This window comes from Mesorhizobium sp. B2-3-13, from assembly GCF_006442195.1.
Lineage (GTDB): Bacteria > Pseudomonadota > Alphaproteobacteria > Rhizobiales > Rhizobiaceae > Mesorhizobium > Mesorhizobium salmacidum.
The window spans coordinates 83,728-101,376 of sequence record NZ_VFVQ01000002.1; the positions used below are offsets into that span (position 1 = coordinate 83,728).

Genomic DNA, 17,649 nt, shown 5'->3' on the forward strand with positions numbered 1-17,649 from the left:
AACCTCGGAGCCTACGATGGAGGATCTGATCATGACGCCTGCCGAAGCCCTGAAGAAGATCAAGGTTGCGATCGAAACATCGCCGCGGAACGGTTATATCGCCGAGCTTCATGTCCAGGTGATCAAGTACGCCAATGTCCTGGAGGGTGTGACAGGCAGGGAGTTCTGCGAGGCGGTCGGACTGACACCTGCGTTTGGAACTGAGTTTGCCAAGATGCGAAAGATCGCTGGCAGGCTCATCGACGCGGGCCTGGACGTGGACCGGATATGATGTCCGCGATCGGTGCGAGCGCCACACTGGCAGAGCGGATCAAGGGCATTCTTGCAGCCGTGAAGCCGCTGGCTGCCGAATATTATCAGGTGACGGGCAAGCCGCTTGGCGTGACCGGTGAGGTAGCCGAATACGTCGCATCGACCGTCATGGGACTTGAACTGGCCCCTCCCCGCACAACCGGATATGACGCGGTCCGGCATACGCCAGCCGGGCCGGAGCGAATCCAGATCAAAGGCCGCGCCTATGACCCGGCCGGGAACCGCAGCCAGCGAATAGGCCAGATTAAACCGTCAGGCCCCTGCGATACCGTGATGCTGGTGTTGCTGCATAACGCCACCTTGGACCCTGTCGAGATCTGGGAGGCCCCCTTCCCCGCAGTGGTCGCGCGTTTGGCGGAGCCAGGCTCCATCTCCCGCAACGAACGTGGCGCACTGGCCGTGTCCGATTTCAAGCGGCTGGGGCGACAGGTGTGGCCAGCGCACGAAACATTCCTCTATTTCGCCTACGGCTCAAACATGGACATTCAGCAAATGAAGGAGCGCTGCCCGGACGCCGAAATCGTTGGTTCAGGTCATCTGCCGGGCTATGCACTGTGCTTTCCCAGAATGTCGATGAAACGCAAATGCGGAGTTTCATCGGTGGAGCCCTTTGCTGGAGGGGAAGTCTGGGGCGTGGTATATCGTTTGACGGCCGCCGACCTGGCTCTACTCGACCGGAACGAAGGTTATCAGTCCGGCCGAGATCGGCATCTCAACAGCTACACACGTCTCCCGGTGACGGTTACGATGAACGGCGTGGCAACTGAGATGCAGACATACTTTGCCGAACCGCAATCCGGAAAATTCTTGCCGAGTGCGGCCTACCTGCAGCATCTTCGCGACGGCGCCAGGCACCATCGGCTGCCGGATAGCTATTTGGCTTTGCTCGACGGGTTGGAGGCTATTGCGTGAAAGTCCGATGATGAAACGGATCGGATTCTAATTGCGCCATGCCGACAGCCATTCCGCCAGCCACTGTTAAAGAACTTCGGCATCGTGTCTGTATGCTGATTTCCAATGTTTCAGCCTATCAGGTGCCCCGCTATTGCCAACGCTTAGGCCTAGCGCCCGGCGAAAGCGACGAAGCGATGAAAAGCAAATATAAGTACGCCGAGCGGCGACTTGATACGCTAGGGGTCAGTCGAGTGCTCGAGGTCGCTCGAGCGATCTTGGAAGAAGATGCAAACTTTGCGCTCACCGAACTCGTTGCCAAGATTGATGAGCGCGATGAACCCCCTATCACGGAAATAACCCGCCGCAGGCTGTTGGCCCTATTCCAGGCAAGGCCGTTGACCACCCAACTTCCCGAGATCGAATTCATTCAACGGGTCTGGCCGATCGCCGAAATGGACTCGATATATGACCCCTCTGAGGGTCCCCTGGAAGACGACATCTTCCAGCACACGGTCCGCAACAACGACTGGGATACAGCCGAAGTGCTTACGGCTCTGGGACTCCTGACCTGTTCGAAGGCTCGCCTGTTCAAATTCCTTACGGAGGTCGTGGGTCCCGTTTCACAGGCGCCGGACGTCCAGGCAGAGCTCGCGGCGGCACTAAATGGGGTCTTGCAGCATGACGGTTATCGGCTTGCAGTAACCGGAAAGGTGTCGGGGACCCACGTGTATGCAGTACAGAAGGCCCGGCTCGGCAGCCCGGGCGACGAAGGCATCTCTGCCGCCCTGGTCGCGTTCAATCCCGACGATGTACATGCTCGCTGGACAGCCGCCGTCGATCGCCGCCAGGACGACCCGCAAGGGGCGATTACCCTGGCCCGGACGCTCCTCGAGGATGTCTGCAAATGGATTATCGATGAGGCCGGCGAAACCTATCAGGATAAGGACGACCTGCCGGTTCTCTACCGCAAACTTGCCAAGACGCTGAAGCTTGCGCCCGACGACTATACCGAGCAGACATTCCGGCAGCTGCTCGGCAGCTGTCAGCAGATCGTGGAGCTGCTGGGCTCGCTGCGCAGCAAGTTGGGTGACGCTCATAGTCCGGGGCCAAAGCGGTCACGCCCCCTGCCCCGTCATGCCGAGCTGGCGGTGAATCTTTCGGGAACCATGGCCACATTCCTCGTCTCGACATGGCAGGCACGCCAAGCTGAAAGGCCGAAGGGCGCTACATAAGCCCGGCACAGCGCACCATTTGGCCGGTTTCACGATAAAAAAGGCTTAGAAACAGGTATTTTGGGCCGACCGGGAGACTTCTGGACCTCCCTCCCTAGACTAAACCGTCTCCGCCCCCGCGACGTTCATGCCTGGGAGCTCGGAGGTTGGGGCACCCTGCAAAGCAGGATGCGACGGTCGCGTGTCCAGAAAACGACCGAGTTTCCGTATATCGCCGCAAGTGGTGCCCGGATACCGATCCGAGGATAGTTTCACGTACGGAAACCATGTGCAGAATTCTATTGTGCGGATAACGTCCCACCAGCCAATCGGACAGACCTCATATGACCGTTTAAGTCCAGGTCAGGAATTCGCACGTGGACCTTCTTGGCCGATGCCGACAATTCCAAGCCGCGATGGGTTGTCAAAATTACCTAAAGCAAGCGCGCGTAGTCGGACTGAGAAACGACCCAAACGTTCGAAAACTATCAGGAACCCAGGCGAACTCGACGCTGCTGCCGACAATCACGCGGCATGTCTGCGATAGGAAAAATACGCCCCCTCAATAGTGGGTCTGGCGATGTAGCGGTCTACCGACTCGAACCCCCATAGATGCTTGGATCAAGGTTGCACCACAGCGGATCCAGACACCCGGACCTCCTTCAGAAGCGCGCGCATCTCGACGGGAACCGCAAGACAGAAAAGTTCGAAAAGCTTCCAGGAACCCCAGCCAAACTGGATGTCCTACGGATGATTTCGCCCCGGCGGCTGGCATGAGGCCGCCGCAGCTGCCGATTCTGCAAGTCCACGAGGTGAGATTGTCGTTCGCATGAAGCTAACGCGTGGGCGCGTGCTGCCATTCTTCGAGAGCCTGCCACGCTGCCCAGTCGGGGCTCATTGCATTGGGGAGAATTGACTGCACGTGGCCATGGCGTGCGGCTGCTGTCGGAACAGTATGTTGAAGCCCATATTCCATGGTCGTGTAACTTCATCGTGACCCGATCTCCAGGGAGGAACAATCGGAATGAACTCCAAGTTGGGGGCCAGCCAATCAGCTTGAGGCAGACCACGACCAACCAATGGAGCATGTCATGAGATTTCCACGCTGCACGACCACCGCCGCCGCCGCTTTGATGTTCGCGGCCTTCCCTGCGCTCGCCCAGACGAACGGAACACCTGCACCAACCCCGGCGACCCAACAGCCCGGAGCTGGGCAACTGCCGGATGTGAACAGACAGGCCGGTGGGCCGACGCATGAAATGATTCGCCAGATGATTGAGGAAGCCGTCCAGGAGAGAATGCAACAGGATCGGAGCTCTAACGAAAGTAACAATCGGCAAGAGGAGGGTGACAACCGTCAAGAGGAAGCTTCCCGCCATCGAGACGGTTGGCAGCGGCACCGCAATGGCGGTCCAGCCGGTGAGCATGGAATGGTCGGAAATCATGGTCCTCGCATGATGCGCGGCACCGGGATGCGACTTGTACTCGCGCTTCTGGACACGGATGGTGACGGATCGCTGTCCGAGAACGAGCTCCAGGAGGCTGTCGGCCGGATCTTCTCTGCAATCGACCAGAACGGTGACGGGAAGATCGACATGGATGAAATCCAGTCCTTCTCGCATGGCTCTGGCGGTCGTGAAGAAATGCCGTGATTGGCTAGTGTCTTAGCTTGAAATCCGGCTAGTCAAAAAGCGGCTCGGAGTTTGGCGAACGCCACAGACGCCCTGAGGCGCTTTGGGGAGAGGCAACACGGCCGTGGGCGCGTTCTCCCCCCGAGCCCGCTGCCGGTTCCCAATCGCCCATCCAGCGACCTAAGGTCAAGTTGAGCGGGCATCGGGCCAGATGTCCTCACATGGATCCTTTCAACGCAGTCATCCGTAAAGCAGCCGGATCGGGCGAGGCCCGGGCCAGCGCAGACACAGTCGGGCCAGCCCGTCACCGACAAGCCTTCCCTCAAGAACTGCAGTCCGACTTCACCAGCAGCGCGCCGTGTTTCGCCCAAAGTTGCTCACATTGCTTCGCCCTCAAGCATGGCGCTCCCGCAACTCCATGAAAGATTATCGCAGAACGAACGTCGTAGCCCAATACCGACGCGTTTGCCAAAAAGTGAACTGCCTCTCCAAGACGGCGAAGTTCAAGGGAGGCTTCTTTCTTGTTCGCTGCGTCGAATACACCGAGGACCTGCACTTCATCATCACGTGAGGCCAGTATGGCAGCCATGGCCTCGTCACTCATCACCCCCACGACTGTTCACGCGGTTGCTGCTGAAAAAACCCAGCGCTACCCAGTACGCTGATGCTCGATGCATGCCGGCAACGGTTTCTTCTTTCATCGTCGCTGGCTCTTGCCGCGAGCCAAATAGCGGCGGCCTTTGTCAGACCAATGAGGCACTCACCTGCAAACTCGGCCGGTTCGTCGGTCGTAGTGTCGAATACCGCCCATGTGTCGCAGGGTTCCAGAACGGGTAAGAATTTCATATTAGTCTCCGCTAATTTTTCTCCCAACATTAGCGGAACCACTTTGTTCCTGGAGCTTCGATGCCGTGCTCACGCGTACCCGTCTCGACGGATGCCGGCAGCGAAGGGCCTCCCCAGCGAGCGGTCGCGTCCGGGGCCATGACTCTCAGCGTGGACAGCCAGGAGGCGTAGAACCGTTGACGTCGGGCTTTGATTGGACTGGCCTCTGGAGATCGATGCGATGCCCTACAAGCAGGACATGCAAGAAGCGCATCCAGCCGTGTCGTATACAGCTTGGTTAACAACCGTCGGCCCTTAGCGATCTTACCATGCGAACGACAATCGGATCGTAGGGGAGCTTTTCGTCACGACTATAGGTGGCCGTAAACAATGCCGCGCGGCCGTCGCAGACTTTGACGGCCCGGACATACAGTATCTGACCGTCCTTCAGCCCAGAATAGCTGGCCCATTGCGGCGTCACTCGCTTATAGGTCAACCTCCAGCCGTCGTGCTCATTCACGGCCATGCGATGCTCTATCTCGGTGCGAAAACTCGCCTTGCCGAGTTGCGCCCCCCATACTGCGAGAAACGCTTTGTTTTTACCCTCGAAGGCTGCCCCTTGGTCGGAGCGCTGGGTTAGTACAAACCCCGGGGGAACATCGAACACGAAGCCGAGATGTTTGATCCCGAAGCCCTGCCATCCCTGAGCACCGAGGAGCGACGTGGGCACCATGGTGACAATTAAACTCAGCAGAATATGGGGACCATATCTCATAGCCTGTTCCTATTGCTTCGGCGTCCCGCTCCCGGTCCGTGGCACGTCGTCTAGCAGGGTCGGCTCGACCGAGCCGTTCGTTCGGTGATCTGCTGGCAGCTTGCCGTTTGGGGTCATCTGGTTAACGGCGTCCGGCAGATCCCTGGTGATCCTCGCAATGAGCTCCTCGCGCGAGAGGCCAGTCTGCCTTGAAAGTGCCTCCAGCGTCTGCGCGTCAATAGCCTTTTCCACCTCATGAGGCTCGATCGCCTCGTTCGGCCCGGTGCCAACCCAGGAGTCCACCTTCGGGCCAGCACCTGCATTTTTAAAACGGTCGAGAACATCGCCAAGCGCGGTGCCGGCAACGCCCCTGGACATCTGGTCCAGCATCCCCCCTTGCGGATTGTTTGGATCGCGCTCTCCCGCTCCACGGATCATCTCTGCGATCTTGTCGCGGTTTTGATAAGCCAAGACCCCCAGCATAGCGATCGCAAGTCTTCCAAGATTGGCCACTCGTTCCTCCTGTGGTCTCGAGCTTGGAGAAGCTCTCGGCCTGCCAAAAGTTCCGCAATTGGCCAGCAAACCTTAGGCAGAGCTTGGAAATCGACCGAGCTTGGCTTCGCAGTGCGTACACTGATAGGTCAGATCTCTGTCGAGCAGGCGATTTATAAGCTTGCTGCGGACGACGTCCGCTTTCAGGCAGTGCGACAGGATGCTGAGCGGCCGATGAGGCGCAAAGCTGCCACTCACATTTGGATACCCCCGGACGTGCACTATGAGGAGGGCAAACGCGCCAGGAAGTCGATGCCTCCCAGCCCGAATCTAATATCCCACTTTGTTCATAAGCACCCGCAATTCGAGCTGAGGCGCGACCCAGAAGATTCGAAAAGCTTCCAGGAACCCCAGCCAAACCGGATGCTGGGCAGGCAACTTCGCTTCACAAGCCTCGTTCGCTCTACGGTCGCTACTACTTCTGAAATAACATCAAAGGGTTGTCCGAAGTCCGTACGAATTCTGCGTCGGCTCCACTGCAGTTCGACAGACCAAGCTTAGAAGGGCGGTTGCGTCGTTGATCATCGACCAATAGAGAGGGGACAAATCAGACAAAAAGGACCACCAATGACCAACGAATCCGACACCCGCCCTGCCGAACTAGCTGAGTTAACAGCCGACATTGTCTCAGCATATGTCAGCAACAATCCATTGCCGGTGTCTGGCTTGCCGAACGTGATAGCATCGGTTCATGCTTCGCTGTCCGGACTTGGCACGCCGATCTCGCCTGTCGTTGAACCGCAAGTCCCCGCGGTCAACCCGAAGAGGTCTGTGACGCCGGACTTCATTATCTGCCTCGAAGACGGCAAGAAGTTTAAATCCCTGAAGCGGCATCTTAGCACGGACTTCGGCCTGACACCGGACGCCTATCGCGCCAAATGGAACTTGCCGCACGACTACCCTATGACAGCTCCGAATTACGCCGCTCAGCGCTCGCAACTGGCGAAGTCCATCGGGCTTGGCCGCAAGGCTGAACCCGTCGCACCAGCCAAGAAGGCACCTGCGAAGCGGAAAGCCAAAGCGTAGTCCGCAACCACCTGACGCGACGGAAAGGCTCAGCTATGTCTGGAGAGCGGCGGACCTGAAAAGGACCGTCTGGCCGGCGCCATTCGGGCAACCTCCCAGCGAGGGCGCCGGTCTTTTTCCTAGCGGGCGGCAAAAGATGATACTCTAGTTGGTCGGTCCGTCAATCTGCAGCGGTTCCGGTTTGGTGGTGACTCCAGTAGTCACTGCCTGCGGCTACCGCCAGCGAACACGTCACGGGCACCTATCGTGAGCGCCTGCTCACAATCATTTCAACGCGGCGGAAGTTAGGTGATGAAGATCAACCGCGAGGGCTTCGACGATCACCCTCTTTTGCTCGTCCGAGTATTTGAATTCGGGGGCGTGTTTTAGCGATTCCTTACTGTCACGCAGCGTCCATCGAGCCGAACGGAACGACCTCCGCGCCACCTCTGACAATTCCGGCCAGTCGATCGGCCCAAAGGTCGAGTGCTTCTCGCATTTCTCTCATGTAATCGTAGCGCGCATATCGGGTTTCTTTCCGTCTGGAAGCATTGGCTCATACTTGGCCTTATGCGCCAAGGGATGTCCGACGAAGAGATACAGCTCCCAGACTTCCGGAATCCCGTTCTTGTTAGCCTTGTCGACATTCGTCGCCAGTTTTCTCAATTGGTCGGCCGGCAGATGCGGCGCGGCCGCATAAATTAATTTTTGCAAAGTGCGCCTTGAGAAGATCAGCATCCTAGCGGCGTGCCTTTCGCCATCCAGCTGCGCGCGCTTCGGCCTCGGTGCAGAACCATCGTTCGCCCTTGCTCGGCGTGACAACGGTTTCGTCGTAGTGCTCCTGGCCGGGCAGATGGTAGATGTGCTCGCCGGAATTCACGCTGATGTTGCCCTTTATGCTGCAGCCAGAGCCTAACAACCCGAAGCCGGTCGACGGAGTGCTGACTACCTCGACTTTGTCTGCATTGGCCGCTCGCCAATCCCAAGGCGCCTGAAACGTTCCGACCCACAGGCCGACCTTTGCCGCCGAGGCCTTCCCCTGCTGCTCTGCGTAAGCGCCGTGGCTGTAGCGGGGCCAGTCCAGTGCCTGGCCGTGCTCGACCATCCATGCGGCCACATTGGCGCCATCTGCTCGCCGGCAGTCACCAACAAAGCGATGGTAGCGGTCCCAACTTACGAACGTGCATTGCACTGGCTTGGACACCGCGAGGAAGGCGTCCAGCGCCTCGGCCGACCGGTGGCCGCAAGGATAGTCAAAGCCCTTGGCATCGCTGCAATACTGCCGGCTCTCGGGTGCGTCGATCCCGTTGAAGCGGATGCGCTGCCCATGCACTTCGATCGTGTCGCCATCGATGACCGACGCAACGCCGGCGATCGGCGCCGGCTTCGGTCCGACCAAGTTCGACAGGATGAGGTCGGGCATGTCGTCGCGATGCTGCATGACGAACTGGCCAACCAAGACCGCCGCTGCGGCGACCGTGACGAACACGAGCCGCTTCGGAACGCTGGCCAACAGGATTGCGCGACACCGCCTCGCGCCAGTGCGCTTCCGCCACTGGTCAGACCGATTGTCGTGACGTGATCTGTCCACTTCCCCCAAGCTCCCAAGCGGAAGAATGCGTCCGTAACGACCAAGAGTCCAGAAGTGCCGTTTTGGCACGCCCGGAGTGGCATCCAAATTGCCTTTCTCAGATTTGCCAGCGTTGGGGCTGGTAATCGTCCCGCACACAGCGTGGACGTGGGGTCGCTGGGTTGGGGCAGCGAGCCTTTTATCGCCCCAGTGCATTTTTTAGCTATCGCTAACGGAACGGCGTTTGCCCGTCGAGGAGAATGGCTCCATATTCAGCCCATAGCCGTTCGCATTCGTGTACCCTGAGGCTTGGCGTATCGTCTGTCCGTTAGTCGCTGACTTGGCGTTCGGTTCCGAACAGTTTTACGATGGGAATGGCACCCCGGCCGAATGTCTCATGCCGTCGCATGTTATCTAAATCAATAGCATCCTACATGATGGGCTGTTTGGTGGGTAAGTTGTGTAATTTACTCTAACATGTTGATTGCATTGATGATATGGCGGAGAGAGCGGGATTCGAACCCGCGTTACGGTCTCCCGTAAACACACTTTCCAGGCGTGCGCCTTCAACCACTCGGCCACCTCTCCGTCCTTGCATTTTTCGCGTTGGCCGGTTTCGCCGCGCGGGTTGGGGACAATGCAGTCCCTTCAGGGAGGCCGGCACGCGATATCAGCGCCGTGGGTGCCGCCAACCAGCGAACACCTTCCCTTCGCACCTGAGCCGTCAAAGCAACAGGCGCGGGGCTCATCTAGTCGATCCCGCGCCGAATGCCAAGCCATAACGGCGGTCTATTCGCTTTGCCGGCCACACACAGCTTCGTCAAGCTGCGTCGCACCCGTTTTTCAAGCCGCCACCGCCCGAATGGTGTGCACAGCCATGGCCGTAGGGCCGGCCGCGCTTGACTTCGCCGCGGCCCAGCTGTCGAGTGAAGCGGAGGCTTTGCGGGGGGGCATCGTCCGGAGATGTCTTCAAGCAGTGAAAAACCGGGCGGAACGCCGGACAGTGGACAGGCGCCGACAGGGCACCCGGACAGCGGGCTGTCCTACGTGCCGGTGGGCTGGCTCATCTTCGTCGTGGCTTGGTCGGTCTACGGCCTGGCCTCGGCCTGGTGGCTGACCGGCAATTCCGGCCTGCCGGACAGGATCTTCTATTTCCTCCTCGGCGGGCTTGCCGTCGACATCATCACCATTCTGTGGGGACTCTACCTTCTCGGCCTTGCCTTTGGCCGCTCGGCGCGTTTCCCGCGCCACTTCATCATCTGGCAGGTGACGACCATCGTCTGGGTGCTGGCGAGGCTGGCTTATGTGCTTGCCGTGCCCGATTTCGTCTTCTCCGCCAGGAGCTTGCTCATAGGCGGCGCCGAAATCGCCATCGGCCTGCTCTGCATCTATCTGCTGCGCCGCGGCTCCTGCGTCGAAGGCGTCTATGCCAGGCAGCAAGCCGAAGCGCCATCGGTCTTCGTTTCCATCGTCGCTGCCTTGCTCGGCATCATCCTGGGCGCGGTCATCGGCGCCGTTGGCGGCTTCCTGGCTGGCTCTGTGATCGCCGATGTCGCCGAGGTCAGTTGCTTCGAGGGCGGCTGCGGCTACTTTGCCGCCTTCATCGGCTTGGCCGGGCTGGTGGTCGGCGCCATTGCCGGGGGCATTCTTGCCGTCTTGCTCGTTCACCGCCGCCGGCGCGAGCCGGCCGCATAGGGTTCAGCAAGCGCGGGGCTTCAAATTCGCGTATCCCGATTGCGGACAAGCCGCACGCATTCTATTTCTGGTTTCGGGACATGTGCCGGAGGTCTCCTGGTTGGCGTCCAGGAGGGACCGGGGGAGAGCCTTGATGTTTCGCTTCGTCTTTCGTCTTGCAGCCATGGTCGCGCTGTCGGTTTCCGTCATCATGGCGGTGCTCGACACGACGCGCACGGTGGCGGCCTCTGCCCTTGTGCTGACCCCCCTCAACGCGAGCTGGCTGGCCGTCTCGCCGGACACGCGGGCCGCCTTCGAAGGCTTCGTCCGCACCAAGGCCAGTCCGCTGCTGTGGGATGGCGTCATCGCCTGGGTGCTCAACCAGCCGGGCTTTGCCGTATTCGCGGTGCTGGCCTTCCTGCTTTACGCCATCGGCTACCGGCGGCAGCGGCGCACGGGACAGTTCGCGGCGAACTGACCCATCGCCTGCACCATTCCGGCCGCCTCCTCACGGCTTGCACACAAGGTCAGATCGCTGTGTGGCTTGCCCGCGGCACGCTTTTCCAAAAGGTCAAAATTCCGCGTGAATTTTGTTTCGGGCCGTGCCAGATTGCCCGGGAGCGGGAGGGGAATACACTCCTGGCTGACGTCGTTTGCCGGCCGGAGAACCGGGCAGGCAGGCGGTGCGTAACGGAAAAAATAACCGACAGGGTGTGGATCACATGAAACGTATCGTTCTCGGCCTCCTGGCCGCAACCGCAATGGTTCTTCCGGCTTTCGCCGCGGATGTCCAGCCGGCCATCCTTTACGATCTGGGCGGCAAATTCGACAAATCCTTCAACGAGGCTGCCTATCACGGCGCCGAGAAGTTCAAGACCGAGACCGGCACCCCCTATGTCGAGTTCGAAGTGTCGAACGCCTCGCAGCGCGAGCAGGCGCTGCGCCGCTTCGCCGAGGACGGCCACAACCCAATCGTCATGGCCGGCTTTGCCTGGGAGGATGCGCTGAAGAAGGTCGCGGCCGAATACCCGGACCTCAACTTCGCCATCATCGACGATGCCGTCGACCTGCCCAATGTCCGCTCGCTGGTGTTCAAGGAGAATGAAGGTTCCTATCTCGTCGGCATCATGGCGGCGATGGCCTCGAAGTCGAAGAAGGTTGCCTTCGTCGGCGGCATGGACATCCCGCTGATCCGCAAGTTCGAATGCGGCTATGTCGGCGGCGCCAAGTCGGCCGGCGCGACCGACGTCATCCAGAACATGACTGGTGACACGCCGGCGGCGTGGAACGATCCGGCCAAGGGCGGCGAGATCGCCAAGACGCAGATCGACCAGGGCGCCGACGTTGTATACGCGGCCGCCGGTGGCACCGGCGTCGGCGTGCTGCAGGCAGCGGCCGATGCCGGCAAGCTCGGCATTGGTGTCGATTCCAACCAGAACGGCCTGCAGCCCGGCAAGGTGCTGACCTCGATGCTGAAGCGCGTTGACGTTGCCGTCTACACCGCCTTCATGGACGGCAAGAACGGCACCTTCAAGGGTGGCGTCGAGAATCTCGGCCTCAAGGAAGGTGGCGTCGACTACGCCATGGACGACAACAACAAGGCGCTGGTAACGGCCGAGATGAAGGCGGCGGTCGAAAAGGCCAAGGCCGACATCATCGCCGGCACGGTCAAGGTCCACGACTACACCGCCGACAACGCCTGCCCCTATTGATCGGCGGCGCCATACGGCCATGATCCGCAACCGCTGGGCGAAAGCCCGGCGGTTTTGCTTTTTTTGCCGACCGAACGAAGCTCGCAAATGGCATGGAGCGAGGAATGCAGCCAACGATCGAACCCATGCGCGGGCATGACATAGAAGTCGTCGCGCGACTGCGGATTGCCGCCTTCTTCGAGGGGACGGGAAGGACGCTGGAAGAGGATGCGGCAGGGCTCAGCAACCTGCTGACCAGCGACGGTCTTGAAAAGGCTCTGGTTGCCCGTGTGAACGAAGTGCCGGTAGGCACCTGCCTGCTGGTCCGGCATGAACTGGAACCGGCGCATGATCTGACACCGTGGCTGGCCGGGCTTGTCGTCGATGCCGGCCATCGAGGCAAGGGAACCGGCACCGCGCTGGTCAAGGCGATCGAAGCGCATGCGGCGTCAGTCGGCGTCGAGACGCTCTACCTCTACACCTGGCAAGCGCGCGAGTTCTACGCGGCGCTCGGCTGGGAAGCCATCGAGGTGTGCGAGCAGGACGGCGAAACGATGATGCTGATGTCGCGCCGGCTCGATCACAATGTACCCAAGAGATAGCCGAGCGCGAAGGCCGCAATCAGCCCGGCCATGACGACAAGTCCACGCCGACCGCCCAGCAAATGCACGCCAACGCCGTGCGGCTGTCGGGACAGGCTTCGGATCACTGTCGGTGACCTGGCATCGTTGCCGCCCAGGCCAACGCTGCGCATTTGCGGCAATTCGGCGAGGCGTTGCGCAACCAGCGCCCAATGATTGGCGCCTGCTGGTTTTTCGGTGCGATCGAAAACATGCATGCGTTCGGCGAGCTGCACCACCGCGTCGCGGAAGGCAGGATCGATCTCGAGATCGCGCTCGGCCCGCTCGCGCTCGGCATCGTTCATCAGGCCGAGCACATAGTCGCCGGCCCTCGCGATGCGGTCGCTTTCACCTGCCATGGCCAGGACCCTCCCCTTTTGCTCACCAGTGTGGCGGTTTGGTCACTGGCACGTCCGGTGCCGCCTGCTCTTCGAGCGCCAGGAAGCGGTCGGTCAGCGCATCGAGCTTGCGCTGCATGCGTTCGATCACCTTCCACTGCTCGGCGATCTGGCCCGACAGCTCCTCGATGGTCTTCTCCTGCTCGGCGGCGCGGATTTCCAGCGTCGTCAGCCGGTCGGCGGGCATGATCATGCAAAGTCCTCAGTTTTGTACCGCGACACCTTGCGCCGCAATGTCAAATCGACCTCCGCATATTAGCGGATGCGAGAGCTTCGGCCACGTTCGAAATTGACAAGCGCGCGGGGATTTGTCGAGAGTGGAGGCTGCTCCGGACAATTGGCACGGGCGGAGCGTCATGCTAGGCGTCTTGACCAAGCGATAAAAAATAAGAGTGGGACGGGCTGCATGGCGCAAGCCGCAATCGAACTGATCGGCATCAACAAGAGTTTTGGCGCGGTGCGCGCCAACCGCGACATCAATCTGGAGATCGCGCGCGGCACCATCCACGGCATCGTCGGCGAGAACGGCGCCGGCAAGTCGACGCTGATGTCGATCCTCTATGGTTTCTACCAGGCCGATAGCGGGGAGATTCGTGTCGGCGGCCAGCCGGCGTCGATCAAGACACCCAACGACGCGATCGCGCTCGGCATCGGCATGGTGCACCAGCATTTCATGCTGGTCGACAATTTCTCGGTGCTGGAGAACATCATCCTCGGCGCCGAAACCGATGCGCTTCTGAAGAGCAGCATCGCCAAGGCGCGCTCCGAGCTTGACCGGCTGGAGCGCGAATACGGGCTGGAAGTCGATCCCGATGCGATCATCGAGGAACTGCCGGTCGGCCTGCAGCAGCGTGTCGAAATCCTGAAGGCGCTTTATCGCGGCGCCGAAATCCTGATCCTCGACGAACCGACGGGCGTTTTGACGCCGGCCGAGGCCGACCACCTGTTCCGCATCCTCCGGCAATTGAAGGAACAGGGAAAGACGGTGGTGCTGATCACCCACAAGCTGCGCGAGATCATGGCCATCACCGACGCCGTGTCGGTGATGCGTCAGGGCACGATGGTGGCGACCCGGGAGACCAGGAAAACCACTGTCGAGGAACTGGCGGAACTGATGGTCGGGCGGCGCGTGCTGCTGAGGGTCGAGAAGGGCGAGGCCGAGGCCGGTGCCGTCAAGCTCGTGGTCAAGAACCTGACGGTCAGGGATTCCCGCGGCGTCACCATGGTCGACGACGTCTCCTTCGATTTGCGCGCAGGCGAGATCGTCGGCATCGCCGGCGTCGCCGGCAACGGCCAATCCGAACTGCTCGAGGCGATTTCCGGCATCAGGCATGCCGTTTCCGGTTCCGTGATGCTCGAGGGCAAGCCGATCGATCTCACCGGCAAGGCCGATCCCGGCGAATTGCGCGACCGCGGCCTCGCCCACGTGCCGGAAGACCGCCATCATGTCGGGCTGGTGCTGGCCTTCGAGGAGAACGAGAATTCCATCCTCGGCTACCATGACGATCCCCGCTACCTCAAAGGACCGTTCCTCAACATCGATGCCATCATGGCCGATGCCAGGGACAAGATCGAGAAATACGACATCCGTCCCGGCAATCCGCGCCTGAAGACCGCCAATTTCTCCGGCGGCAACCAACAGAAGATCGTGCTCGCACGGGAAATCGAACAGGACCCGGGCGTGCTGATCGTCGGCCAGCCGACGCGCGGCGTCGATGTCGGCGCCATCGAATTCATCCACAAGCGCCTAATCGCCATGCGCGACCAGGGCAAGGCGGTGCTGGTGGTCTCGGTCGAGCTCGACGAGATCCGTTCGCTTTCCGACCGCATCCTGGTGATGTTTGCCGGCCGCATCGTCGGCGAGCGCGGCCCCGACGCGACCGAAGGCGAGCTTGGCTTGCTGATGGCCGGTGTCGAACATCAGGAGGCCGCGCAATGAGCACCCCTTACGCCAAATTGCCGGCCTGGGCCGATTATGGGCTGATCCCGCTGATCAACCTGTCGGTCGCCTTCATCGTCGCCGGTTTCGTCGTCATGCTGGTCGGCGAAAACCCGCTCCGCGCCGCCGTCATCCTGGTCGAAGGCGCCTTCGGCAAGGGCACAGGCATCGCCTTCACCCTGTTCTATGCCACGACCTTCATATTCACCGGGCTTTCGGTGGCGGTGGCGGCGCATTGCGGCCTGTTCAACATCGGCACCGAGGGACAGGCCTACATCGCCGGCCTCGGCATCGCCATCGTCTGTCTTTCCTTCGACAGCACGCTGCCCTGGTGGCTGACATTTCCGCTGGCCATCGTCGCTTCGGCGCTTGTGGGCGCATTGTGGGCGCTGATCCCCGCCTACCTGCAGGCCAGGCGCGGCTCGCACATCGTCATCACGACGATCATGTTCAACTTCATCGCCGCATCGATCATGGTCTACCTGCTGGTCGGTCCGTTGAAGCCGGCGGGCTCGCAGGCGCCACAGACGCGTAACTTCCTCGCCGGCGCGGAACTGCCGAAGCTAAACTGGATCATCGAACTGTTCGGCGCCAAGATCCGCTCGGCGCCGCTCAATGTCTGCTTCCTGCTGGCGCTGGTGATGGCCTTCCTGGTCTGGCTGCTGATCTGGCGCACCAGGCTCGGCTACGAGATGCGCACCTATGGCCACAGCCCGAAGGCGGCTCGCTATGCCGGCATTTCGGAAACCCGCATCATCATTACCGCGATGATGATCTCGGGCGCGCTGGCCGGCATGATGGCGCTCAATCCGGTGATGGGCGACCAGCACAATGTCGCGATCGACTTTGTTTCGGGCGCCGGTTTCGTCGGTATCGCCGTGGCGCTGATGGGCCGCCTGCATCCGGTCGGCATCGTGCTGGCGGCGATCCTGTTCGGTATGCTCTACCAGGGCGGTGCCGAACTCGCCTTCGAGATGCCGGCGATCAGCCGCGACATGATCGTCATCATTCAAGGGTTGGTCATCCTCTTCGCCGGCGCCCTGGAGCACATGTTCAGGCCCTATATCCAGGCTCTGTTCGCTTCGTTCAGCCCGAAATCGGTGGGCATGCAGGCGGTCACTGGGAAGGGTGCCTGAAATGGATATCTTCAACGCAATCATCCAGGTGCTGGACTCGACCATCCGCCTGTCGGTGCCGCTGCTGCTTGCCTGCCTCGCCGGCCTCTATTCGGAGCGGGCCGGCATTTTCGACATCGGCCTCGAAGGCAAGATGCTGGTCGGCGCCTTCGCGGGTGCTGCCGCGGCTTCCGTGTTCCATTCGGCGCTCATCGGTCTCGGCATGGCGATCCTGATCTCTGTCGCCTTCGCGCTGGTGCACGGCTTTGCCTCGATCACCCATCGCGGCAACCAGATCGTTTCGGGCGTGGCGATCAACTTCGTCGCCGCCGGATCGACCATCATCCTTGGCCAGGCCTGGTTCCAGCAGGGTGGCCGCACGCCGGCGCTGCAACCGGGCGAGCGGTTCGAGGCGATCATCTGGCCTGGCGCCGACGCGGCCAGGGACGTGCCTGTCATCGGTCCGATCTATGCCGAACTGATCTCCGGCCATTCGATCCTCGTCTATTTCGCCTTTGCGATGGTGCCGTTCACCTGGTGGGTGCTGTTTCGCACGCGCTTCGGTCTCCGGCTGCGCGCGGTCGGCGAAAATCCGGCCGCGGTCGACACCGCCGGCATCTCGGTCGCGTGGCTGCGCTACCGCGCGCTGATCTGCACCGGCATCCTCACCGGCGTCGCCGGCGCCTATCTGTCGATGGTGCAGAATGGTGGCTTCGTGAAGGACATGACCGCCGGCAAGGGCTACATCGCGCTGGCCGCGCTGATCTTCGCCAAATGGAAGCCGGTCAACGCCATGTTCGCCTGCTTGCTGTTCGGTTTCCTCGACGCGGCGTCGATCCGCCTGCAGGGGACACCGCTGCCCATTGTCGGCAAGGTGTCGGTGCAGTTCATGCAGGCCCTGCCTTATGTGCTGACCGTCATCCTGCTCGCCGGCTTCATTGGCAAGGCCATACCGCCGCGCGCCGGCGGCGTGCCCTACGTCAAGGAACGCTAAGGGTCGACAGTTCGGCGGACGAAGCACCGGGTTTGGACACGATCATCGGAGAGAACAACTGAATGTCGCATGATCTGTTCGAAGCGGCCAAGTCCGCCATGGCCAAGGCCTATGCGCCCTACTCGAAATTCCCGGTGGGTGCCGCCTTGCGCACCGAGGACGGACGCATCTTCACCGGCGCCAACGTCGAGGTCGCCTCCTATCCGGAAGGCTGGTGCGCCGAGACCACCGCGCTTGGCCACTACATAATGGGCGGCGGTGGCAAGATCGTGGAAATCGCCGTCCTCGCCGAACGCATGGCCAAATGCTCGCCTTGTGGCGGCTGCCGCCAGCGGCTGGCCGAATTCTGCCGTCCGGAAACGAAGCTCTATCTGTGCGATGCTACGGGCGTCGCAGAAACAGTCACGATGGGCGACATGCTGCCCTATGGTTTTCGCGGCGATATTCTCAAATGACAAGCTTGC

At 60.9% G+C, this 17,649-nt stretch carries 20 protein-coding genes and 1 tRNA gene; 13 read left to right on the forward strand and 8 right to left on the reverse strand.

Annotated elements, in window-relative coordinates; translation table 11 throughout:
* Nucleotides 1-16: 16 nt before the first annotated feature.
* The 4 genes from FJ941_RS02815 (at nucleotide 17) to FJ941_RS02835 (ending at nucleotide 4,069) form a co-directional block, all read left to right on the forward strand.
* On the forward strand, nucleotides 17-271 hold the full coding sequence (locus tag FJ941_RS02815) for a hypothetical protein (RefSeq protein ID WP_210242209.1): 255 nt from the start codon (nucleotides 17-19) through the stop codon (nucleotides 269-271).
* A complete protein-coding gene (locus FJ941_RS02820) occupies nucleotides 268-1,224 on the forward strand; it encodes a gamma-glutamylcyclotransferase family protein (RefSeq protein ID WP_140502902.1) in 957 nt (318 codons plus the stop codon). Before FJ941_RS02815 ends, FJ941_RS02820 begins: the two co-directional genes overlap by 4 nt.
* 38 nt (nucleotides 1,225-1,262) lie before the next feature.
* On the forward strand, nucleotides 1,263-2,438 hold the full coding sequence (locus tag FJ941_RS02825; protein WP_140502904.1) for an abortive infection family protein: 1,176 nt from the start codon (nucleotides 1,263-1,265) through the stop codon (nucleotides 2,436-2,438).
* A 1,070-nt stretch (nucleotides 2,439-3,508) separates the two neighbouring features.
* Entirely contained in the window at nucleotides 3,509-4,069 is a 561-nt protein-coding gene (locus tag FJ941_RS02835; protein WP_140502906.1) for an EF-hand domain-containing protein, read from the forward strand.
* Between the two features lie 301 nt (nucleotides 4,070-4,370).
* Here FJ941_RS02835 and FJ941_RS02840 read toward each other — a convergent pair whose 3' ends face one another.
* From FJ941_RS02840 to FJ941_RS02850, 3 genes are all read right to left on the reverse strand, one after another.
* A complete protein-coding gene (locus FJ941_RS02840) occupies nucleotides 4,371-4,637 on the reverse strand; it encodes a hypothetical protein (protein WP_140502907.1) in 267 nt (88 codons plus the stop codon).
* Between the two features lie 534 nt (nucleotides 4,638-5,171).
* Nucleotides 5,172-5,648, reverse strand: a complete 477-nt coding sequence (locus FJ941_RS02845; RefSeq protein ID WP_140502909.1) for a hypothetical protein — start codon at nucleotides 5,646-5,648, stop codon at nucleotides 5,172-5,174.
* A 9-nt stretch (nucleotides 5,649-5,657) separates the two neighbouring features.
* The gene (locus FJ941_RS02850; RefSeq protein WP_140502911.1) at nucleotides 5,658-6,140 is read right to left on the reverse strand and encodes a YidB family protein; all 483 of its coding nucleotides are present in this window, start codon (nucleotides 6,138-6,140) and stop codon (nucleotides 5,658-5,660) included.
* A gap of 606 nt (nucleotides 6,141-6,746) precedes the next feature.
* Between FJ941_RS02850 and FJ941_RS02855 the strand changes: the two genes are divergently transcribed.
* Nucleotides 6,747-7,205, forward strand: a complete 459-nt coding sequence (locus tag FJ941_RS02855; RefSeq protein WP_140502912.1) for a MucR family transcriptional regulator — start codon at nucleotides 6,747-6,749, stop codon at nucleotides 7,203-7,205.
* A gap of 483 nt (nucleotides 7,206-7,688) precedes the next feature.
* Here FJ941_RS02855 and FJ941_RS02860 read toward each other — a convergent pair whose 3' ends face one another.
* The 3 genes from FJ941_RS02860 to FJ941_RS02870 form a co-directional block, all read right to left on the reverse strand.
* On the reverse strand, nucleotides 7,689-7,922 hold the full coding sequence (locus FJ941_RS02860; RefSeq protein WP_140502914.1) for a hypothetical protein: 234 nt from the start codon (nucleotides 7,920-7,922) through the stop codon (nucleotides 7,689-7,691).
* Nucleotide 7,923: 1 nt separating this feature from the next.
* The gene (locus FJ941_RS02865; protein ID WP_246673676.1) at nucleotides 7,924-8,673 is read right to left on the reverse strand and encodes a thermonuclease family protein; all 750 of its coding nucleotides are present in this window, start codon (nucleotides 8,671-8,673) and stop codon (nucleotides 7,924-7,926) included.
* A 579-nt stretch (nucleotides 8,674-9,252) separates the two neighbouring features.
* Nucleotides 9,253-9,342, reverse strand: a tRNA-Ser gene (locus FJ941_RS02870).
* Nucleotides 9,343-9,717: 375 nt separating this feature from the next.
* Here FJ941_RS02870 and FJ941_RS02875 point away from each other — a divergent pair.
* The 4 genes from FJ941_RS02875 (at nucleotide 9,718) to FJ941_RS02890 (ending at nucleotide 12,721) form a co-directional block, all read left to right on the forward strand.
* Nucleotides 9,718-10,449, forward strand: coding sequence for a DUF2569 domain-containing protein (locus tag FJ941_RS02875; RefSeq protein WP_246673677.1), 732 nt, complete (start codon nucleotides 9,718-9,720; stop codon nucleotides 10,447-10,449).
* A 133-nt stretch (nucleotides 10,450-10,582) separates the two neighbouring features.
* Entirely contained in the window at nucleotides 10,583-10,906 is a 324-nt protein-coding gene (locus FJ941_RS02880) for a hypothetical protein (RefSeq protein ID WP_140502918.1), read from the forward strand.
* Between the two features lie 244 nt (nucleotides 10,907-11,150).
* A complete protein-coding gene (locus FJ941_RS02885) occupies nucleotides 11,151-12,140 on the forward strand; it encodes a BMP family ABC transporter substrate-binding protein (protein WP_140502920.1) in 990 nt (329 codons plus the stop codon).
* A gap of 104 nt (nucleotides 12,141-12,244) precedes the next feature.
* Entirely contained in the window at nucleotides 12,245-12,721 is a 477-nt protein-coding gene (locus FJ941_RS02890; RefSeq protein ID WP_140502921.1) for a GNAT family N-acetyltransferase, read from the forward strand.
* On the opposite strand, the gene FJ941_RS02895 is transcribed toward FJ941_RS02890, so the two are convergent.
* Nucleotides 12,700-13,098, reverse strand: coding sequence for a hypothetical protein (locus FJ941_RS02895; RefSeq protein WP_140502923.1), 399 nt, complete (start codon nucleotides 13,096-13,098; stop codon nucleotides 12,700-12,702). The two genes, FJ941_RS02890 and FJ941_RS02895, sit on opposite strands and share 22 nt — an antisense overlap.
* Nucleotides 13,099-13,120: 22 nt before the next feature.
* Nucleotides 13,121-13,327, reverse strand: coding sequence for a SlyX family protein (locus tag FJ941_RS02900; RefSeq protein ID WP_123151274.1), 207 nt, complete (start codon nucleotides 13,325-13,327; stop codon nucleotides 13,121-13,123).
* 216 nt (nucleotides 13,328-13,543) lie between these two features.
* On the opposite strand from FJ941_RS02900, the gene FJ941_RS02905 reads away from it, so the two are divergent.
* The 4 genes from FJ941_RS02905 to cdd all read left to right on the forward strand — a co-directional run bounded on the left by FJ941_RS02905 (nucleotide 13,544) and on the right by cdd (nucleotide 17,640).
* Nucleotides 13,544-15,076, forward strand: coding sequence for an ABC transporter ATP-binding protein (locus tag FJ941_RS02905; protein WP_140502925.1), 1,533 nt, complete (start codon nucleotides 13,544-13,546; stop codon nucleotides 15,074-15,076).
* Nucleotides 15,073-16,212, forward strand: a complete 1,140-nt coding sequence (locus FJ941_RS02910) for an ABC transporter permease (RefSeq protein ID WP_140502927.1) — start codon at nucleotides 15,073-15,075, stop codon at nucleotides 16,210-16,212. The genes FJ941_RS02905 and FJ941_RS02910 overlap by 4 nt, the downstream gene beginning before the upstream one ends.
* Nucleotide 16,213: 1 nt before the next feature.
* Nucleotides 16,214-17,185 (forward strand): ABC transporter permease, encoded by a 972-nt coding sequence (locus FJ941_RS02915; protein WP_140502929.1) that lies wholly within the window; start codon nucleotides 16,214-16,216, stop codon nucleotides 17,183-17,185.
* 62 nt (nucleotides 17,186-17,247) lie between these two features.
* Entirely contained in the window at nucleotides 17,248-17,640 is a 393-nt protein-coding gene (cdd, locus tag FJ941_RS02920; RefSeq protein WP_140502931.1) for a cytidine deaminase, read from the forward strand.
* Nucleotides 17,641-17,649: the final 9 nt, after the last annotated feature.